Origin of the sequence: Streptomyces cadmiisoli, assembly GCF_003261055.1 — a bacterium.
GTDB lineage: Bacteria > Actinomycetota > Actinomycetes > Streptomycetales > Streptomycetaceae > Streptomyces > Streptomyces cadmiisoli.
Genome location: NZ_CP030073.1, coordinates 7,397,967 through 7,415,506, shown reverse-complemented (window position 1 = coordinate 7,415,506; position 17,540 = coordinate 7,397,967). Strand labels below are relative to the sequence as shown.

14 protein-coding genes are annotated in these 17,540 nt (G+C 73.4%); 5 read left to right on the top strand and 9 right to left on the bottom strand.

What is annotated here, in order from left to right:
• Positions 1–11 precede the first annotated feature (11 nt).
• From DN051_RS32670 to DN051_RS32660, 3 genes are all read left to right on the top strand, one after another.
• Positions 12–695, top strand: a complete 684-nt coding sequence (locus tag DN051_RS32670; RefSeq protein WP_246040681.1) for a hypothetical protein — start codon at positions 12–14, stop codon at positions 693–695.
• A gap of 95 nt (positions 696–790) precedes the next feature.
• Complete coding sequence (locus DN051_RS32665; protein WP_053757670.1) at positions 791–2,344, top strand: ABC1 kinase family protein; 1,554 nt, start codon at positions 791–793, stop codon at positions 2,342–2,344.
• A gap of 49 nt (positions 2,345–2,393) precedes the next feature.
• A complete protein-coding gene (locus tag DN051_RS32660) occupies positions 2,394–3,296 on the top strand; it encodes an SAM-dependent methyltransferase (RefSeq protein WP_112440283.1) in 903 nt (300 codons plus the stop codon).
• Between the two features lie 124 nt (positions 3,297–3,420).
• Here the strand turns inward: DN051_RS32660 and DN051_RS32655 are convergent, their stop codons facing one another.
• The 9 genes from DN051_RS32655 to DN051_RS32615 form a co-directional block, all read right to left on the bottom strand.
• Positions 3,421–4,665, bottom strand: a complete 1,245-nt coding sequence (locus DN051_RS32655; protein WP_199314732.1) for a wax ester/triacylglycerol synthase domain-containing protein — start codon at positions 4,663–4,665, stop codon at positions 3,421–3,423.
• Between the two features lie 249 nt (positions 4,666–4,914).
• On the bottom strand, positions 4,915–6,240 hold the full coding sequence (locus DN051_RS32650) for an NAD(P)/FAD-dependent oxidoreductase (RefSeq protein WP_112440281.1): 1,326 nt from the start codon (positions 6,238–6,240) through the stop codon (positions 4,915–4,917).
• Positions 6,237–6,851, bottom strand: a complete 615-nt coding sequence (locus DN051_RS32645; protein ID WP_112440279.1) for a flavin reductase family protein — start codon at positions 6,849–6,851, stop codon at positions 6,237–6,239. Before DN051_RS32645 ends, DN051_RS32650 begins: the two co-directional genes overlap by 4 nt.
• Positions 6,823–7,290: an aromatase/cyclase gene (locus tag DN051_RS32640; protein ID WP_112440277.1), complete on the bottom strand. Its 468-nt coding sequence runs from the start codon at positions 7,288–7,290 to the stop codon at positions 6,823–6,825. Before DN051_RS32640 ends, DN051_RS32645 begins: the two co-directional genes overlap by 29 nt.
• Positions 7,291–7,318: 28 nt before the next feature.
• Positions 7,319–8,593 carry an aspartate aminotransferase family protein gene (locus DN051_RS32635; protein ID WP_112440275.1) on the bottom strand — a complete coding sequence of 425 codons (1,275 nt, stop codon included), beginning with the start codon at positions 8,591–8,593 and terminating at the stop codon, positions 7,319–7,321.
• The gene (locus DN051_RS32630; protein ID WP_053757405.1) at positions 8,590–9,732 is read right to left on the bottom strand and encodes an SDR family oxidoreductase; all 1,143 of its coding nucleotides are present in this window, start codon (positions 9,730–9,732) and stop codon (positions 8,590–8,592) included. Before DN051_RS32630 ends, DN051_RS32635 begins: the two co-directional genes overlap by 4 nt.
• Before the next feature lie 289 nt (positions 9,733–10,021).
• Positions 10,022–11,155: an acyl-CoA dehydrogenase family protein gene (locus DN051_RS32625; protein ID WP_112440273.1), complete on the bottom strand. Its 1,134-nt coding sequence runs from the start codon at positions 11,153–11,155 to the stop codon at positions 10,022–10,024.
• Between the two features lie 53 nt (positions 11,156–11,208).
• The gene (locus tag DN051_RS32620; RefSeq protein ID WP_112440271.1) at positions 11,209–12,171 is read right to left on the bottom strand and encodes a bifunctional lysylphosphatidylglycerol flippase/synthetase MprF; all 963 of its coding nucleotides are present in this window, start codon (positions 12,169–12,171) and stop codon (positions 11,209–11,211) included.
• Positions 12,155–12,646, bottom strand: coding sequence for a hypothetical protein (locus DN051_RS32615; RefSeq protein ID WP_112440269.1), 492 nt, complete (start codon positions 12,644–12,646; stop codon positions 12,155–12,157). The genes DN051_RS32620 and DN051_RS32615 overlap by 17 nt, the downstream gene beginning before the upstream one ends.
• A gap of 684 nt (positions 12,647–13,330) precedes the next feature.
• On the opposite strand from DN051_RS32615, the gene DN051_RS32605 reads away from it, so the two are divergent.
• Together DN051_RS32605 and DN051_RS32600 are read left to right on the top strand one after the other, a co-directional pair.
• Positions 13,331–14,752 carry an SWIM zinc finger family protein gene (locus DN051_RS32605; protein WP_112440266.1) on the top strand — a complete coding sequence of 474 codons (1,422 nt, stop codon included), beginning with the start codon at positions 13,331–13,333 and terminating at the stop codon, positions 14,750–14,752.
• A complete protein-coding gene (locus tag DN051_RS32600) occupies positions 14,749–17,400 on the top strand; it encodes a DUF7824 domain-containing protein (RefSeq protein ID WP_112440264.1) in 2,652 nt (883 codons plus the stop codon). Before DN051_RS32605 ends, DN051_RS32600 begins: the two co-directional genes overlap by 4 nt.
• The last annotated feature ends 140 nt before the right edge of the window (positions 17,401–17,540 follow it).

Genomic DNA, 17,540 nt, shown 5'->3' with positions numbered 1-17,540 from the left:
GGATCACTTTCATGGCCAGCAAGAAGAACATGCAGGACATCCTCAAGGATCTGGTGGGAAACATGGCCGACAGCGGAAAGGAGGCGTTCGACGAAATCCTCAGCCGTCCGGACCGACCGTCCGGCTCCGACGCCGTCCAGCGCCTGGCCCAACTGCCCGCGCACACCCTCGCCGCGCTCGCCGGAGTCGCCAATCCCGCCGCCGCGTTATCGGGCGCGGCCAACCCGCTCGCCGTACTCGGCGGAGCGGCGGGCAACCCGCTGGCCACCCTCGCGGGAGCCGCCGGGGCCGCGGGCGGCGCCAACCCGCTGGCCGCACTCACCGCGGCGGCCGGCAATCCTCTGGGCGCCGTCGCGGGCGCGGCGAACCCCCTCGCGGCGCTGACCGGAGCGGCAGGGGCCGCCGGTGGCGCCAACCCGCTCGCCGCACTCACCGGGGCCGCCGGGGCCGTGGGCGGCGCCGATCCCCTCGCGGCGCTGACCGGAGCCGGCAATCCGCTCGCCGCGCTGTCCGGCGCGGCCAACCCGCTCGCCGCCCTCGGCGGCGCGGCCGGCGCACTCGGCGGTCTCGGCCAGGCGGCCGGCGGAGTGGGCGAGCTGCTCTCGCTGCCCGCTCAACTGGCCAAGCTGCTCGAGGTGATCCCGCAGCTGATCGAGGCGCTCCAGCAACAGGGCGGCCAGTCCACCGCGAGCTGAGCCGGGCGTACCCGCCGCGTTCCGCCCGTCCGGTTGCGCCGAGCGCACGGCGGCCGTCCCGGCCACCGATTTCCAGCTGAGGAGAGTCACACAGGATGGCATCTGTCGTCGGCGACCGATTGCGTCTCGTGGTCAAGGTGCTGGGGAGCCTCGTCGTCGACGAGGTCGAACAGACCGCGCGGCTGCGCCGACGCTCGAAACGGGACGAGCCGCCCCCGGCGGAGGCCGCGCAGGCCTCCGCCGGTGCCGAGCAACGGCGGGCCAGGGCGGTGCGCCGGGCGCTGGAGTCCCTGGGGCCGTTCTATGTGAAACTGGGTCAGATCCTGTCGTCCCGGCCCGACATGGTGCCGCAGACGATCCGCGACGAGCTCCAGAATCTGCACGACCAGGTCGACGTCCAGCCGTTCTCGGTGTTCGAGCCCGTGCTCGCCGGTGACCTCGGACCGGACTGGAAACTGCGCTTCGACGACATCGACACCACCGCCCCGCTCGGGGCGGCCTCCCTCGCCCAGGTCTACCGGGTGACACTGCCCGGCGGCCGCCCCGCCGTGGTGAAGATCCAGCGGCCGGGGATCCGCGAGGGCGTGCTCGCGGACATGGCCCTGATGCGCCGGGCCTCCCGGATCGTGGCCCGCGTGGCGCCCCGGTTCAACGAGGTCATCGACATCGAGGCCATGCTCGGCTCCGTGTTCGACGCGATGGAGCCGGAACTGGACTTCACCGGCGAGGCCCGCAACATGGACGAGGCCCGCGAGAACATCCGGCCCTTCCGCACGCTCCAGGTGCCCAGGGTGCTGCACGCCAGCGGCCGGGTCCTCGTCCAGTCACTGGCCCCGGGCACCTCGGTACGGCACATCGACCGCGGCCACTTCACCGACGACGAGCGCATCGAGATCGGCAAGGACCTGCTGCGTTTCATGTACCGCGGGTACTTCGTGCACCGTGTCTTCCACGCCGATCCGCACGCGGGCAACGTGTTCGCCGCACCCGGAGGACCCGCGACGCTGATCGACTGGGGCATGGTCGGCCGGCTCGACCGGCGCACCAGTCTCCAACTTCTTCCCCTCTTCATGACGTTGGCCCAGAACGACGGGGCCGGTCTCGCACACCACTGGGCCGGTATGGGCCGGATGACGGCGTGGTCCGACATGCCCGCGTTCGCCGCCGACATGGCCGCGTTCGTACCCAAGGTGTCCCATCTGTCGCTGGAGGACCTGAACTTCGGTGTCTCCCTGACCACCGTGCTGGCGAAGGCGACCAAACGCGGCATCGGCTCGCCGCCGTCGGTGTCACTGCTCGGCAAGTCGTTCGCCAACCTCGACGGCTCGGTGCGCTACCTGGCCCCGGAGATCACCCTGCCCGAGGTGTTCCAAGGGGAGGTACCGAAAATCCTGTTCGAGCTGGGCCGGGAATTCCTCGGCCGTCACCAGTTCGCCCGCAACTCCATGGAGCTGCTGCTCACGGCGGTCACCAGCCCCGAGCAGTGCCGGGGCGTGCTCGCCGACATCGCCAACCGGCAGTTCGCACTGAACGTCCACGAACCGCGCACGTCCGCGGCGGCGGGCGGTCAGCGTTCGATGCGTCCCTCCGGCGGTCTGCTGGCTCTCGCGGCGCTGGCGCTCGTGGTCGGCCGCCGCCGGTCCGGCTGACACCCCCCCCTCGCCGCTCCCACGCACCACTCCCGTCAAGGAGGTTCCCGTGCCCGACACCGCACCGCCGCCGTCACCCGCACCACCGCCCTCACCCGCACCGCCGCCATCGCCCGCCTCCCCGCCCGGCGGGCTCTCCCGCGTGGCGCTGTGGACCGCGGCCGCGCACGCCGCGGAGCACGAGAGGCCGGAGCCTTACGTCCGTGATCCGTGGGCGGCCGACCTGCTCCGGGCGGCCGGGGCCGACACCGGTCCGCCCGGCGACGGCCCGCTGCAGCGGCTGCTGCCCGACTGGGCGACCGTGCGCAGCCGGTTCTTCGACGAGCACCTGCTGGCCGCCGCCCGCTCCGGCTGCCGGCAGGTGGTCCTGCTGGGCGCCGGTCTCGACACACGCGCGTACCGGCTCGACTGGCCGACGGGCGTGCACGTCCTGGAGGTCGAGGAACCCGCCGTCCTGGCCTTCAAGGAACGGGTCCTCGACGGGTGCCGGCCCTCCTGCGGCCGGCACAGTGCCGTGGGGGCCGACCCGGCGGGGGACTGGGGCGATGCCCTGGTGGCCGCGGGACTCGATCCGCTGCGGCCCACCGCGTGGCTCGCCGAGACGCTGCTGTACCACCGTCAGCCGCACACGGTCGAGTCCGTCGTGCGCACCATGACGAAGCTGTCCGCACCGGGCAGCACCTTCGGGGCGGAGTGCGTGAACGCGCGCGCCGCGTCCTCGTCGTTCGTGGCGCCCTTCCTGGACGCCCTGTCGACCACCGGGATCGCCTGGCACTGGCAGCTCGACGCGCCGGAGCGCTGGTGGGCCGGGCACGGCTGGCAGGCCCGGACCGCCGACCTGTTCGCGCTGCCCTATGTCGTTCAGCGCCTCTCCCCGTATCTGCCCCTGCTCACCGAGGCCGACGCGCACTGCGTGTTCCTGACCACGGGGACACTGCGCGAAGGGGGTTGACGGACGCGCGAAGGGCGTTGACGGGTACCGGACCGGACCCGACGAGCGAACCGGACCGCGGCCCCGGGAGGTGACCCCGGGGCCGCGGTCCGCCCAGCGGGGCGGAAAACGGGGACGTCAGGACCTAAGCCCGCTCCAGTTCCCGCAGTGCCGCGAGCCACAGGTCGGGGAGGTCACCGGCGTTCCGCAGCGCCTCGTCGTGCACGAGGGTCAGACAGGCGGTGTCGCGCTGGCCGGTCAGCGTCGTCATCATCCGTACACCGGCGGCGAGTTCCGAGAACACCGCGGCCCGCCGGGACGCGGCCCCCTGGTGGACCAGTGCGTCACCGAAGTTCACACTGCTCGCCGGCCCGGCCACGACGGCGCCGTTGACCAGCCGGGTGCCGATCCGCCCGCCGAACGCCCGGGGAGCGGCCGCCAGCATCAGCCGGACGGCGTCGCGCTGCCGGCTCGTACGCATCCTGCCCGTGGCCGCGACGGTACGGGCCAGGACCTTCTTCGGGGACACCTCGTCGCACGGCAGCAGCAGCCGCGCCACGACCATCCTGTTGCCGGGGGCGGTCTCCTCCCCCGCCGCACGCACCGACATGGGCACGGCCACCGGCAGCGGCGGATGCGCGGTACCGGTCTCCTTCAGGTGCCAGACGCGGACCGCGTGCGCCAGGGCGGCGAGATACACGTCGTTCACGGTGCCGCCGTGCTCACGGCCGATCAACCGCAGCCGTGTGAGGGCGGTGTCCGCGTGGCAGACCCGCGTGCGGCCGGTGACCGGCATCGCGAACGCGGGCTTGGCCACGGGGGCGCGCAACGAGGCCGTGACGTCGCGCAGCGCGTCGGCGACGCCCCGCGCGGTCGGCCAGGCACAGGGGTGTCCGGGCGGCCCGTCGTCGGGGTGGTCGTCTAGGAGGGCGCGCGCGGTGTGGGCGGCGCCGACGCCGTCCTGGAGGGTGTGGTCGCTGCGGTATCCCAGCGTGTAGCCGCCGTCCGGCCCGTGCACCAGCCACACCTGCCAGGGCGGTCGCCCCTCCGCGGTCATGGGGCGGGCCAGCATGAGCCTGCCCGTCCCCGAGCCGTCGGTGTCGTCGGACAGCCAGGCCTCGTGCACATGCCGCTCGACGGCGACCCGGTCGGCAAGCACCAGACGCCGGCGGCGGCGCTCGATGCCGTAGCGCAGCGCGGGGATGTGATGGGCGCGCTCGGCGACCCGGGCGCGCAGCGCGTCCAGGCTCGGTGCGCGACCCGTGAAGGCGAACACGAAGGCGACCGGCAGGGGTCTGCCCCGGGTCGCCAGGTGGTAGGCGATGTCCGCGGCACCCATGGGGAGGGTCGGCGGCAGGTGACCGTCGGTGCCGGGCTGGGATCGCAGCATGGGGTCTCCGGGTCGTCGGTGCGGTGCGGTTGGGGGGTTGGGTTCGGGGGTGGGCGGCGCCATGTCCGACGGGTCCGGGAGGCGTCCCGGGGGCCGGCGGGTCCGGGGGGCCCGGGAGGCATCGAGGGCCAGCAGCTTGGGGGGCCGGGAGGCGTCGGGGGCCGGCAGGTTGGGGGATTCGACGGGTTCAGCGTGTTCTCCGCGGGCCGGTGGACGTGTCGGGCGAGGTCGGCAGCACTCGTTGTACGTTCAGCAGGTGTACCGGGCGAGGCCGCCGAGGGTGCCCACGTAGGCCCGGAGCACTGGGCGGGCGCGTCCGCCGACGGGCAGCAGCGGGGCGGCCGACCGGTGCCACGGCAGCGGACCGGCCGGAGCCGGCTCCCCCAGCAGGGCCCCGGCGACGTGCGCGCCGTGCGCGACCGACATCGCCAGGCCGTGTCCGCAGCAGCCGCCGACGTACCAGACGTCCGGCAGGCCGCGCACCGGTCCGACCACCGGCAGGCCGTCGCCGGTCATACCGACGCGGCCCGACCAGCGGTGCGTGACGGTCACCTGGGACAGCTCGGGGTGCAGCGAGCGCAGCCACCGGCACAGCCAGGTCCAGGCCCGCTCGCGTCCCGCCTGGAGCCGTCTCGCGCCGAGTCCGTCCGGAGCGGCGATCGCGGTGCCGCCGCCCGCGACCAGTCCGCCGTCCGGCAGCAGCCGGAAGTAGGGCGCCAGCGGCACGGCGTCGACCAGGGCGCGGCCCGCGCGCCCGCCCAGTGCCTCGTACGCCGTGGGCCCGAGGGGTGCGGTGGCCACGGCGTACACCTCCACGGGGAGGATCGTGCCGACCGGCAGGCCCAGGGCCGATGCCGAGGAGTTGACCGCGAGAACGGCCTGCCCCGCGTCCAGCCTGCCGTGCGGGAAGACCAGTTCGGCGCCCCGCGGACGGCCGGGGCGCACGGCGCGCAGTGGGCTGCTCCCGTAGAAGCGCACGCCCATGGCCGCGCAGGCGCGGGCCAGGGCGCAGGTCAGGGCGGCCGGATCGAGCGTGGCGGCGGTGCGGTGCAGCAGCCCCGCGGTGTACGGGACGCCGATCCGGGCGCGGATCGTGGCGCCGGAGACGACCGGCGCGTCCAGGTCGAGCGCGCGGTAGGCGCGCGCCTGCCGGGCGAGGGCGACCAGTCCGCCACGCGCGCGTGTCGCCATGATCTGCTCGCCCGGCCGCAGCCCGCACGCCACGTCGAGCCGGGTGCACAGCGTGCGGACCTGCTCGACCGCCCGCACGCTGGCCAGGTGCATCCGGCGCGCGGTCGACGGTCCGAAGCGGCGCACCGCGCGGTCGATCGGCGGACCGGCCCGGGGACCCAGCAGGCCGGTGCCCCGGCCGCTGGCACCGGCCGCGGGCCGCTCGGCGTCGACGACGGCGATGTCGAGGCCGGGTGCGCGCCGCGCGAGGTGGTACGCGCAGGACAGCCCGGCCAGGCCGGCTCCGACGACGGCGACGTCCGCGGTGACGGCGCCGTGCAGCGGGGGCTGGGCGGGCAGTTGTGCCGGGTCCCAGGCGGGCACTCCGGACGACGGTTTGGTCATCCGGCGTCGTCCGGGGCGAGTTCGGTCAGTGCCCGGAAGCGGCGGTCGTGCCACAGCAGGGGGCGTCCTCCGCCCACGTGCACGGCCGCCACCTGTCCGACGACCAGTCGGTGGTCGCCGTAGCGGCGCACGTCCTCGACCAGGCAGACCGACCAGGCGAGGGTGCCCGAGAGCACCGGCACGCCGAGGACCTGCCGGAGGTCCGTGCCGGCGAAGCGCTGGGCCGCGGTGGCGTCCGGGCGGGCGAAGCGCACCGCAAGGCCGTGCTGTTCCTCGCGCAGCAGGTGCACGGCGAAGGCGCCGTGGGCTCGCACCGCGGCGAGGGTGCGGGAGCCGTCGCGCAGGCACGCCAGAAGCAGGGGAGGGCGCGCCGACAGCGAGGTGACGGCGGAGACGGTCAGTCCGAGCGGGCCGTCGTCACCGCGTGCCGTCAGGACGGCCACGCCCGCGGCGAGTTTGGCGTACAGCCCGAGACAGCGGGCCGCTCCGGGGCCCGGCTCCTCGCGCAGCGGCTCCCCCGGTGGCCGGAACTCCGGCTCGTGCGTCGCGGGTGGCCGGGTGGGCGTCCCGGTGCCCACTCGCTCAGCCGTGAGCGGCGGCGGCGCACTCATCGATCACCTCCGCGCCCACCAGTCCGGCGAGGATCCGGGCGATGTTGGCCCGCAGCGTCGACTCGGCCACCGGGTCGAGGATCTCGGCCAGCGTGGGGATGCCGAGGTCGAAGGAGGCGGTGAAGACGACGAGGGTGCCGCCGCCGCGGGGTTGGCAGCTCCAGCTCCCCTCGAAGGTCTGGAAGTCGCCGCTGAGCTGCTCGAAGGTCAGGGAGTACGTCTCGGGCGACAGTGTGTCGCGTTCCCGCCAGCACATGAGGCCGCCCCGGAAGACGACCGTCCACTCCGACACCAGGGTGCCGTCGGACAGCGGGGCGTCGACCCGGACCTCGCGCACCGTGTCGGTGAACTCGGGGTAGCGGCGGAAGTCACTGATGCGTCGGTAGACGGCGTCGGGTTCGAGCCCGTCGACGATCGCGTGCAGCACCACGTGGCGCATGGGTCTTCGGTTCCTTTCCGGAGGTGGGTCACACGGCCATACGGGCCGCGGTGATGTGCAGGGCGTCCGCGAGCGTGCGGAAGAAGGTCTCCAGCGCGACGTCCTCGACCACGGCGGGCGGGGTCAGCCGGAGCACCCGGTTGGCGTTGAGGGAGTGGTTGACCAGGACGTCCCGCGCGATCAGCTCCAGCAGGAGTTCACCGACCGTCCGCTCCACGGCGAACTCGATGCCGATCAGCAGCCCCCGGCCGCGCACCTCGGTGACCAGGCCACCCAGGTACGGGGCGCACACGGCGCGCACCCCGGCGAGGACGCGTCGGCCGAGCGCGGCGGCGCGGGCGACGGTGTCCTCGCGTTCCATCGTCTCCACGGTGGCGAGCGCGGCGGCACAGGCGATCGGTGAGGCACCGAAGGTGGAGGTGTGCAGATACGGGTCGCGGCTGAACGGGGCGTACGCCTGCTCGGTGGCGGCCATCGCGGCGACGGGGACGACTCCGCCGCTGAGGCCCTTGCCCACGAGCAGGACGTCGGGGCGCACGTCCTCGGTGTCCACACCCCACCAGGTGCCCAGCCGGCCCATCCCGGTCTGGATCTCGTCCACGACCAGCAGGGCGCCGTGCTCCCGGCACAGCGCCGCCACTCTCCGGAGGTAGCCGGGCTCCGGGATGCGCACCCCGGCCTCGCCCTGCACCGGTTCCACGATGACGCAGGCCCGGTCGCGCCGGGAGGCCAGGACCGCTTCCAGTTCAGCGGGATCCCCGAAGGCGACCTGGACGGTGTCCGGAAGGAGCGGCTGGAACGGCGTCTGGTAGGTGGCGTTGGCGGTGACGCTGAGCGCGCCGAGGGTCTTGCCGTGGAAGCCCTTGCGGGTGGTCACGATCGTTCTGCGGCCGTGTGCGCGGGCGAGTTTCAAGGCGGCTTCGGTGGCCTCGGCTCCGGAGTTGACGAAGTGGATGTAGTCCAGGCCGGGCGGCGTGTGCGCGGCCAGTGCCCGGGCCGCGCGGGCGGCGACCGGCTCCAGGAAGACGCGGCTGGCCAGCGGATGGGTGTCGATCTGCCGATGCACCGCCTCGACGACGGCCGGGTGCCGGTGCCCGAGCAGGAAGACGCCGTAGCCGCCGAAGTCCAGGAAGCGGCGGCCGTCATCGGTATGGATCCAGCAGCCCTCCGAGCGGACCTCGGCCATGCCGCCCATCACCCGGCCCATCACGGCGCGGCCGGAGCCGATGTGGCGCAGGTACAGCTCGACGAGGTCGGCCCCGGTGTCCTGGGCCGTCGGCACGGCCGGCGGGAACACGGTCATGACGCGGCCTCCGTGGGGATCGTGGTCACCGGCCGGACGCGGTGCCGGCGCAGCAGTCCGGGATGTTCGGCCGCCCAGCTCTCCAGGTTCCGCACGAGCGCGGCGCGGATGTCGGAGTGCGTCGGACGTGTGCCGCAGTGCGGTTCGCCGAGCGAGGAGTCGAAGGGCAGCTCGCTCTGGAAGACCAGCAGCAGCTCGGCGTAGTGCTGGAACCGCCGGCGCACCGACTCGGGCAGCGAGGTGCCCTCCAGCATGGGCAGCAGCAGCCGGTGCACCGCGTCGACGGGGATGAGGCGGGGCCGGTGCGGCCGGGGCAGACCGCTGCGGACGGCGAACTCCCCGCAGACGTCGGTGATCTCCCGCAGCAGGAGCGCCTCCTTGCCGGCGGTGAGCCAGTACTCGCCGTCGCAGACCCCGCCCCGCACCAGGTCGCCGATCGCCTTGGTGACGTAGTCCTGCGGAATCATGTCGACCCGGGCGTCGGGAGCGCCGGGCAGGACGGGCACCTGCCCCAGAACCATCGACCCGATCGTCTTGGTCAGTCCCTGCTGCCCGGCGATCCGCCCGGTCACGGAGTCGCCCATGACGACCGAGGGGCGTACGAGGGTTCCGGGCAGATCGGCGTCGCGCACCATCTGCTCGGCCGCGGCCTTGGACACGAGGTAGGCGGCGGCGCCCGGGAAGCGCTCCTCGTCCTCCGCGGACGGAGTGTTCGCCACGAAAGCGGTGCTGACCAGATGGACCGGTGCGTCGGCGCGGGCGGCCAGGTCGAGCATTGTCTCGGTCCCGCGGGTGTTGGTACGCAGGATGTGCTCGGGCGGGGTGCGCCAGTTGGTCTCGGCGGCGGAGTGCACGACGACGTCGACCGCTATGGCGAGTTCGTGCCAGGCCAGGGCGGACAGGCCCAGCCGCGGGGCGAGCAGGTCGCCTTCGAGTTCGCGCACCCGGGGATCCCGCAAGGGGCGGTTGCGGCGCAGGCAGAGCAGGTCGAAGTCGGGCGAGAGTTCGTCGATCAGGGCCCGGCCGAGGACGCCGGAGCCGCCGGTGAGCAGCAGGGTGGGCCGGTCACCGGCGGCCGGTAACAGCGACGGCGACTCAGACTGAGACGGGACGGTGGGACGCGGGGCGGGTGGCGCCATGGGCGGGCTCCCCAAGGGGTGTTCGGCCGCCGGGCGTCGGCGGCGTGCGGGCAGGTGGGCGGGCGAACGGACGGGCGTGCGGGCGGGCGTGCGGGCGTGCGGGCGTGCATGTGAAGCGGGGTGGGTGTGCACGCGCGTGGAACGGGGCGGGAGGACGGACGGGCACGCGCGTGGAACGGGACGGGCCGGCGAAGGGGCCGACGCGCCAGTGGCCGGGGCGTACCGCCTGGCTCGGTGCGCGATACGGGATACGCGCGGTTCGGGTCCGGCAAGCAACGCCGGTCGGACGTCAGGCGACGGTCAGCGGCCGGTCGGCCAGGTACCCGGCGAGCGGGCCGGTCATCCGGGGACGGGACGGCGGGTGCAGGGCCAGACCGTTGGCGCAGGCGGCCAGGTGGCCGACCTCGTCGGACGTCATGAAGTTGAGTCCGCCCAGCAGCTCCACCGCGCGCGGGACGGTACGGGCGATGCTGTCCTGGACGCCGTACCGCACGCACAGCGCCTGGGCGAGCGTGGCCTCCGTGAGGTCGCCGTCGTCGATCCGGCGGGCGACCCCCTCGGCGGCGGTCGCGGCGGCCTCGGACTCGACGTACAGCTGGACCCGTTCGTGCTCGGGGATGCGGTCGTTGAGCAGCACCCGCTCCACCAGCGCGCCGGCCGCGCCCAGATAGCTGCCGGTCATCAGCACCTGGAACCAGATGAGACCGGCCGTCTGGAGTTCGTCCAGCCGCTGCCCCGCTGGCGTCGAGGTACGCAGCAGCAACTCCGGGGGGACGACGACATCCGTGAGCGTGACCTGCTCGCTCTCCGCTCCGGCGAGGAAGCTGCTGGACCAGAAGCCCGTCACGCTCAGGCCCTCGCTCTCGGCGGGGACGAGTGCGACGGCGACCTCGTCACCCTGCCCGTCCTCGCGGGGCACCAGGACGCCGGCGGTGAGCAGGTCCATGGAGCGCGCGAGGCTGCACGGGCGTTTGACGCCGTTGATGTGGACGCCGTCCGCGGCGACGGTGGCGGTCATCGACGGCTCCAGGATGCCGGCGCCGCTGCGTCCCTCGGCGAAGCCGGAGGCGATGATGCGGTTGGTGGACGCGATGCCTTCGACCAGCATCCACTCCAAGCCGTCGCCGAGGGCGCCCAGGCCCACCAGTGTGGCCATCGAGAAGTGGTGCATGGTGGTGGCCACGGCCAGGGACGGCGAGCGGCTGCCGATCGCGCGCTGCACACGCAGGGCGTCCACGGCGGTGGCGCCGCGGCCCCGGTGGGCCTCCGGGACGAGCAGGCCGGGGCCGCCGCTGTCCCGGAACAGCCCGACGCCGGGGCTGCCCGGCCGCTCCAGTTCCATCAGCGGCGTCTCCTGGAGGGCGGGGTCCAGGTCGGGCAGCAGTTTGGCCAGCGTGGCGCGTTCTCGCTCGAGGAATCTCATCGGTGTCCGGTCCTCCGGGTGAGTGGATGAGGGGAACTACGCGGCGGTGTCGGTCACAGGGAGTTGGTGGCGCGCAGCAGTTGCCACACGGCGCCCAGGCGCGGTCGGCCCAGGAAGGCGATGTACTCCGGGAGGACCGCGTGCGGAGCCCATTTCTCCTTGTATTCGAGCTGCGAGGCGGCGGGGTAGACGGCCTCTCCGTGCTCGGCGAGCAGGCGGGTGAACCGGGCGAACCCGCGGCCGGCGCCCGGCAGTTCGTGTTCGTCGGCCAGGCCGGTGAAGGGGGTGAAACCGAAGTGCAGCCAGGCGGCACCCTCGGCGGTGAAGCGCTCGATGGCCGAAGAGTTCAGCGCCTCCATCACCCCGGGGGGCGCGTCGGGCAGCCGGCGGCTGAGGTCGTGCAGCCAGCCGGGGCGGCTGCCGTAGACGGGCGCGTAGTTGATGTATCCGACGGCGGTGCCCGCGATCCGGCCGACGAACAGCCTGCGGTGGCGCTGCAGCGGCCCGCCCCGCTGGCCGACGAGGAACCGCAGCTCCTTTCCGTGCCGGCCCTTGTCGCGCAGCCAGTGCCGGTCCAGTCGGTCCAGTTCGCCGCAGTCGTCGTCATGGGCGAGTTCGGCCACCTCGAGGCCCTCCCGGCGGGCTCGCGAGATCTTGTTCCGCAGTCGTACGAACCGCTTCCCGCGCAGTGTGAAACGGGACAGGTCCACGGCGTACGACGCACCGATCTGGTTGACCGTGAATCCGCTCCGTAGGTACAACTCGGCGTCGTTGCGCTGAAGTTGTACGGCGACCAGGCGTCGCCCGGTGTGCGCCACGAAGGACTCCAGGAGCCGCTCCCGGTGTTGCGGCGCGCAGAATGGGCCGCCGAACTGGAGTGTGTAGCGCCCCGATCTCCGATAGGCACAGGTTCCGGTCATGCGGTCGTCGTGAAAGTACTCGTTCCCGCTGTTGAGCGCGAGAAAGGAACTGGGGTTGTCGCCGTGTGCGGCGAGGGTGTCAAGCGCGGACTGCATGGCCGTCCTCCACCGGGGGCCGGGATCCGCCGGTACCGGCCCGGTAATTCCGCTCGAAATCCTGGCAGGCCGGGTGCATTTCCGGCTCGAAGGAGACTCCGAAGGGTTTCAGTGAATTCCCGAACAGCGCCCGGTCGCCCATGAGGTGAACGGGCAGCGCGAGCAGTGCCCATTCCGGCCCGACCAGCAGGGCCCAGGCGCCGGCCAGCACCGCCGCTGTGACCAGGCTGTGCATCACGTTGTAGGCCACGTAGTAGCCGCGGGCGACGCGCTTGTCGGGACTGCGTCTGAAGGCGATCGCACCGGGAATGTAGCCGATCACGTCGATCACCGCGAACAATGCCAGGAAGACGCCCCAGCGGATCTCCGAACGGTACTGGAAGGCGAGTACCAGGGAAACGACCAGAAAGACCAGCCATTCGATGCGTGACAAGGCGAACGTGGTCCTCGTCTCGAAACGGTTCTTGGCGTCCACGACCACTCCAGGATTGCGCGTCAGCTACCGGGGCCCGGGATCGGTCGCCCCCTGCTTGCGTCTTTCACTGCTGTTTACGCGTCGGCCGGGGCCACCCCTCGCAAAGCCGTGACGCGTCGTCCCGGCCGCCTGCTCGCGCGCCTGTACGCCCCCTGGTGTCTCGTGTCGGCTGAACACCCGTGGAAGGTGTGTGCGGTGCGGCGCATCAGAAGGTGTGGGCTCGCCAGGGAGCCGCGCAGGACGCTGCGGCGTGCGTCCACGGCCGCCCTGTCCTGCCCGCGGGGGCTTTCCTCCCGAAGCGGGTGTTCGTGAGGGCGCCGACCCGGCGGACGCCCCGCCGGCGGACGGCCACCGGTCTTCGGCCGGCCGACATCGACGGCGGCACCACGGGCTTGACGGTGCGGCGCCACCGGCCGGACGGTGCGGCGCCACACGCAGGGCGGCGGTGCGGCGCCACACGCAGGGCGGCGGTGCGGCTGCGCGAGCAGAAGGGCACCGTGGTGTGCACGAAGGTGCTGCGGCCGGGGCCCGTCGGGCAGTAGGTTCCGTAGTCTCGTAGCGGGTACCTCGCGCCGGCGTCATCCCCCGGCGCGAGGCACTCGCACGACGGCCTCAACGCGCCCTGATCGGAGGTGCCTTCGCAGGTCACGGCCGATTGTCAGTGGTCGCCTCTACCGTTTTCCCATGACGCGATCTTTGCAGGCCGTGGCCTATCGGCAACCCTCCGTGCTGGAGTCCGCAGTGGACGGACAGCGCCTGGGGCTGGAGACCTCACGCGGGGCGACGCCCTCGGGCGTGCGGGACCATCCGCAGTTCTTCGCGGGCTTCCTGACGTCTCCTCAGGTGGCTGCGGCCGGGCTGCTGGCGGTGGCCGACGTGGCGGCGACGCGCTATTACCAGCGGCAGCTGCCCGCCTCGCTCGACCCGGTGGTGACGGGCAACGGCGACAGGCTGCGCTTCGAGTCCTTCTCGGGCTGCGGCGGGGTGTACGCACGCCTGGACGTGCTCGCGCCGGGACTCGACGGCGGCGAGGTGGGCCACGGCACGACGAACGTGGACGTCAACAACCCCTTGCGGGACGCCCTGTCGAGGATCGGGTCGGCCGACCCGCTGCACATGCGCGTCGGCCCGGACGAGCTGTCCGTGACCACGGTGGACGGTCCGGTCGTGGAGCGGAAGGTCCCGCTGCCCGACCGCTGGCTGCGCGGCTTCGCGGAGGCCCAGGTCATCGCCGCGGGCTTCGACCTGCGGGCCGAGCTCCCGGCCGCCGAGGCGGTGCGGTTCCTGCGGTCCCTGCCGCGCGCCACGTCGCGGGGCGCCTCGGCAGGCGCGCGCTGGGTGGTTCCCGCGGGTCAGGGGCTGCGTCCGACGACACGGGCGGTGCCCGGCGCGGTGTGCCTGCCCGGCCCGGAGCGGCTGGTCGCGCTCCAGCGGGTGCTGCGCCACGCCACCGCGCTGCGGGTGTACGGCCCTGCCGTGACGGGCGCTGCGCCCACGGCCGCGGCGTGGGAGGCGGTCCTGCCCGGCATGCGGCTCACCCTGACACTGTCCCCGGACGCCTCGCGCGGATTCTCCGGCGAGGGCGGAGTCCTCGACGCGCTCGCCACGGACGAGGCCGCGGAGGACGCCGAGCTGATCTCGGTGCTGCTCGCCTGGGAGCCCCGTATAGACGTCGCCGACCTCGCCACCGCCTCCGGCCTCACCGCGGAGCGCGTCCGGGCCGCGCTGGTCCGCCTCGGCACCTCCGGGCGCGTGGGATACGACGTGGCGGAGGCAGCCTACTTCCACCGGGAGCTGCCGTACGACGCCGAGCGGGTGGGCCAGCACAACCCGCGTCTGCGATCCGCCCGCGCGCTGGTGGCGGCGGGCGCGGTCGCCCTGGAGGGTGCGGTGGCCACGGTGACGGCCGAGGACGGGCACGTCCACCGGGTGCGCGACCGGGCGGGGGAGCTGAGTTGCAGCTGCCTGTGGTGGGCCAAGTACCGGGGCGGGCGCGGGCCGTGCAAGCACGCGCTGGCGGTACGGATGGTGCGGCGGGGCGCCGCGGTTGACGCCGTGGACGCGGTGGAGCAGATGGCGGCAAACGTCGGCGGGGGCGAGCGATGAGTTCACTGATGGCAGCGGTCAGGGCGGGCCGGACGGCAGAGGCGGTGAGCCTGCTCGACGGGATGACGGACACCGAACGGCGGGCCTGCTTCCCGGAGTTGAAGGAGTTGCGCAAGGAGCTGCGCACAGCTCCCTGGAACGCGACGTCCCGTCGCGCCCTGCCCGCCCTGCACGTGGCCGGAGCGGCTTGCCAGACGGGGGCCGCGGGCGTGGCGAGCTGGGTGGCCGCCGCCGACATGCGCTGGTCGCGAGTGTCACCCGCGCTGCTGCTGCACGTGCTCGGCGACCGGGACACCGACTGGCTCGCCGACGTCACGCACCGGCTGGCGCAGCGTCCGGTCTCCGCGTCGGTGCCCTACGAGCTGATGGCCGGCCTGGTGCGGCTGTCCGGCTGCCCGGTGCCGACGACGGAGGCCTATGTCCGGGGCTGGGTCGGCCACCACGGCGGATCCTGGCAGCGCGGGGGCACCCTGTGCGACCGGCTGCGGTCGGATCCGCATCTGCGGCTGCTGGCGGCGGCACTGTTCGAGACCGCGGACATCGGCGGCACACTGGAATGGCCGAACCAGGAAGGTCCGGACAGCTGGACGGGTGCGCTCGCGCAGCTGACCGCGGTGGGCGCCCTGGACCGGTCGGCGACGGTCGACGCGTGCGTGGCCCGGCTGCTGCGCGGCGGACCCACCACCGACCAGCGGGTGTTCCTGCGGTTGCTGAAAACCCTGGCCCTCACCCGCGACGAGGAACATGAGCGGATCGCGGACTGGCTAGCGCTGGCCTCGGACGGCACGTCCACGATCGCCTCGCACGCCCAGACGGTCCTGGGCGCACTGGCCCTCGACGGCGAGCTGACGCCACGCAATCTCGCGGATCTGTCGGACGCGGTGCTGTTCCGGACCGAGAGGAAGCTCGTGCGGACGCAGCTCGTCCTGCTCGGCAAGGTCCTCACTCGGGACAGGACGACGGCCGACGAACTGCTGCCCTCCGCCGCACAGGCCTTCGGGCACAGCGACTCCGACGTTCAGGAGCGTGCGCTCAAGCTGGTCGAGCGCCACGCCGATCGCCTGAGCTCCGCCGAGGCCCGGGCGGAACTGGTCGCGGCAGCGGAGCAGTTGATCCCCGGTCTGCGTGTCCGGGCGGCCCGTGCGCTGGGCGTGTCCCCGACGGCACCCGAGCCGGTGGCGTACGAGGAGGTGCTGCCGCCCGCGCCGGAGCCGACGCGGCTGCCGCCGGCACCGGCGACGGTCGAGGAACTCGCCGAGGAGGTGGGAGCGGCGCTGGCCACCGAACCCACGGTGGCCGACCTGGAGCGGGTGCTGGACGGGTTGGTGCGCCACTGGTACGACGACCGGGAATCCTTGCTGGAGGCCCTGGAACCGGTGACGAGCCGCCGCTGGTGGGACGCCGCCGAAGCCCATTGGACGGACCGGTTCGGCAGCGCCCCGCGGGGCCTGTCCCACCCGTCGGAAATGCTGGACATCGTCCTGGCCACCCTGCGCGGCAAGCTGAGCACCGCGACACTGGACTCCCGGATCCAGCGGGGGACGAAGGACCACGGCTGCGTGCACAGCGCCCTGTCGCGGGCCTTGGAAAGCCGCGTGTGGAACCTTGCCCACCGGATACGGACCGATCCGATGCCCTTCCTGCTCTCCACCCCCACCTGGGGCACGGGCCTGCTGGATCCGACCGAGCTGGTGCAGCGACTCGACACGTACCAGCGGCTGGGCGCCCGTGTCTCGGACGCGGACTTCGCCCAGGCCCTGCTGCGGGTGCGGCGCGGGGACCGCGAGGAGGCCGCGTCGGCGGCGCGCGGGGCGGCGGCCCTCGGATCCCCTGAGGGAACCCGGCTCGCCCGGTGGCTGGTCTGCGAGGCTCCGGTCTCCTTCGTCAGCCGGCGCCGGACCTCGGGGTCGCGCGTCCTGATCGAGCTCGGTGAGGTCATGGAGCTGCAGGCAGGCCTCCCGGCGGAGTTCCACCCGCTGGGCAGACCGGTGAGCGCCTTCGGGGAGAGCCGGTACTGCCACCACTGGAGCAGCGCCGTACGGCCGTACTGGCTGGCCGTGCTCCCCGAGCGGCGCGAACTGGTGGCCGCACGACTGCTGCGCGATCTCTCGGCACTCGCCGTGGACGACACACGGGGCGCCGCCGCGATACTTCCGCTGCTGGCCGAGGCGGACGGCGAGGCCGGCGAAGCCGTCCATCTGGGCGTGGCCTACGGTCTGGGCGCCCGGCATCCCGAGGACCGGCTCGCCGCCGTGGACGCGCTGCTGGTGCTGGCCGCACGCGGGCAACTGGACGGGGCGCGGCTCGGCACCGACCTCGGTCAGCTGATACGCCGGGGAGCGGTGAAGCCGCAGCGGCTGGCCGAGTCGGTGCGGAACGCGGCGGCCACCGGGGCCACCTCCTGCGTCTGGGGCATCCTCCGGAACACGCTGCCGGTGCTGCTCGCCGATCTCGCGACGGCCGGGTCCGCCACGCCGCCGCGTGGACTGGGCGATCTGCTGGCGGTGGCGGCCGAGTGCGCCGAGCGGTCGGGGGCACGTGGCGAGTTGCCACACCTGGCGCAGACGGCGGACCGGCGCGGCGCGTCGCGTCTGGTGACCCAGGCCCGCCGGCTGCGCAGTTCGCTGGCCGGGGAACTGGCCGCCTGACACAGCCGGCACGTGGGCGACGCCGACGTCCAGCCGCCTGAGCAGGGACGACATATTGGCGGACACGTCTGATCCAGCACATCTGAAAAAAGAACAACAAAGGGGGCAGAACACACTTTACCGATCGGTCACAAAGCGTT

Excerpts from the sequence above, each read along its gene's own strand:
- DN051_RS32670 (WP_246040681.1), top strand. The coding sequence starts at position 12 with ATGGCCAGCAAGAAGAACATGCAGGACATCCTCAAGGATCTGGTGGGA.
- DN051_RS32665 (WP_053757670.1), top strand. The coding sequence starts at position 791 with ATGGCATCTGTCGTCGGCGACCGATTGCGTCTCGTGGTCAAGGTGCTG.
- DN051_RS32655 (WP_199314732.1), bottom strand. The coding sequence starts at position 4,665 with ATGCTGCGATCCCAGCCCGGCACCGACGGTCACCTGCCGCCGACCCTC.
- DN051_RS32650 (WP_112440281.1), bottom strand. The coding sequence starts at position 6,240 with ATGACCAAACCGTCGTCCGGAGTGCCCGCCTGGGACCCGGCACAACTG.
- DN051_RS32645 (WP_112440279.1), bottom strand. The coding sequence starts at position 6,851 with ATGAGTGCGCCGCCGCCGCTCACGGCTGAGCGAGTGGGCACCGGGACG.
- DN051_RS32640 (WP_112440277.1), bottom strand. The coding sequence starts at position 7,290 with ATGCGCCACGTGGTGCTGCACGCGATCGTCGACGGGCTCGAACCCGAC.
- DN051_RS32635 (WP_112440275.1), bottom strand. The coding sequence starts at position 8,593 with ATGACCGTGTTCCCGCCGGCCGTGCCGACGGCCCAGGACACCGGGGCC.
- DN051_RS32630 (WP_053757405.1), bottom strand. The coding sequence starts at position 9,732 with ATGGCGCCACCCGCCCCGCGTCCCACCGTCCCGTCTCAGTCTGAGTCG.
- DN051_RS32625 (WP_112440273.1), bottom strand. The coding sequence starts at position 11,155 with ATGAGATTCCTCGAGCGAGAACGCGCCACGCTGGCCAAACTGCTGCCC.
- DN051_RS32620 (WP_112440271.1), bottom strand. The coding sequence starts at position 12,171 with ATGCAGTCCGCGCTTGACACCCTCGCCGCACACGGCGACAACCCCAGT.
- DN051_RS32605 (WP_112440266.1), top strand. The coding sequence starts at position 13,331 with ATGACGCGATCTTTGCAGGCCGTGGCCTATCGGCAACCCTCCGTGCTG.
- DN051_RS32600 (WP_112440264.1), top strand. The coding sequence starts at position 14,749 with ATGAGTTCACTGATGGCAGCGGTCAGGGCGGGCCGGACGGCAGAGGCG.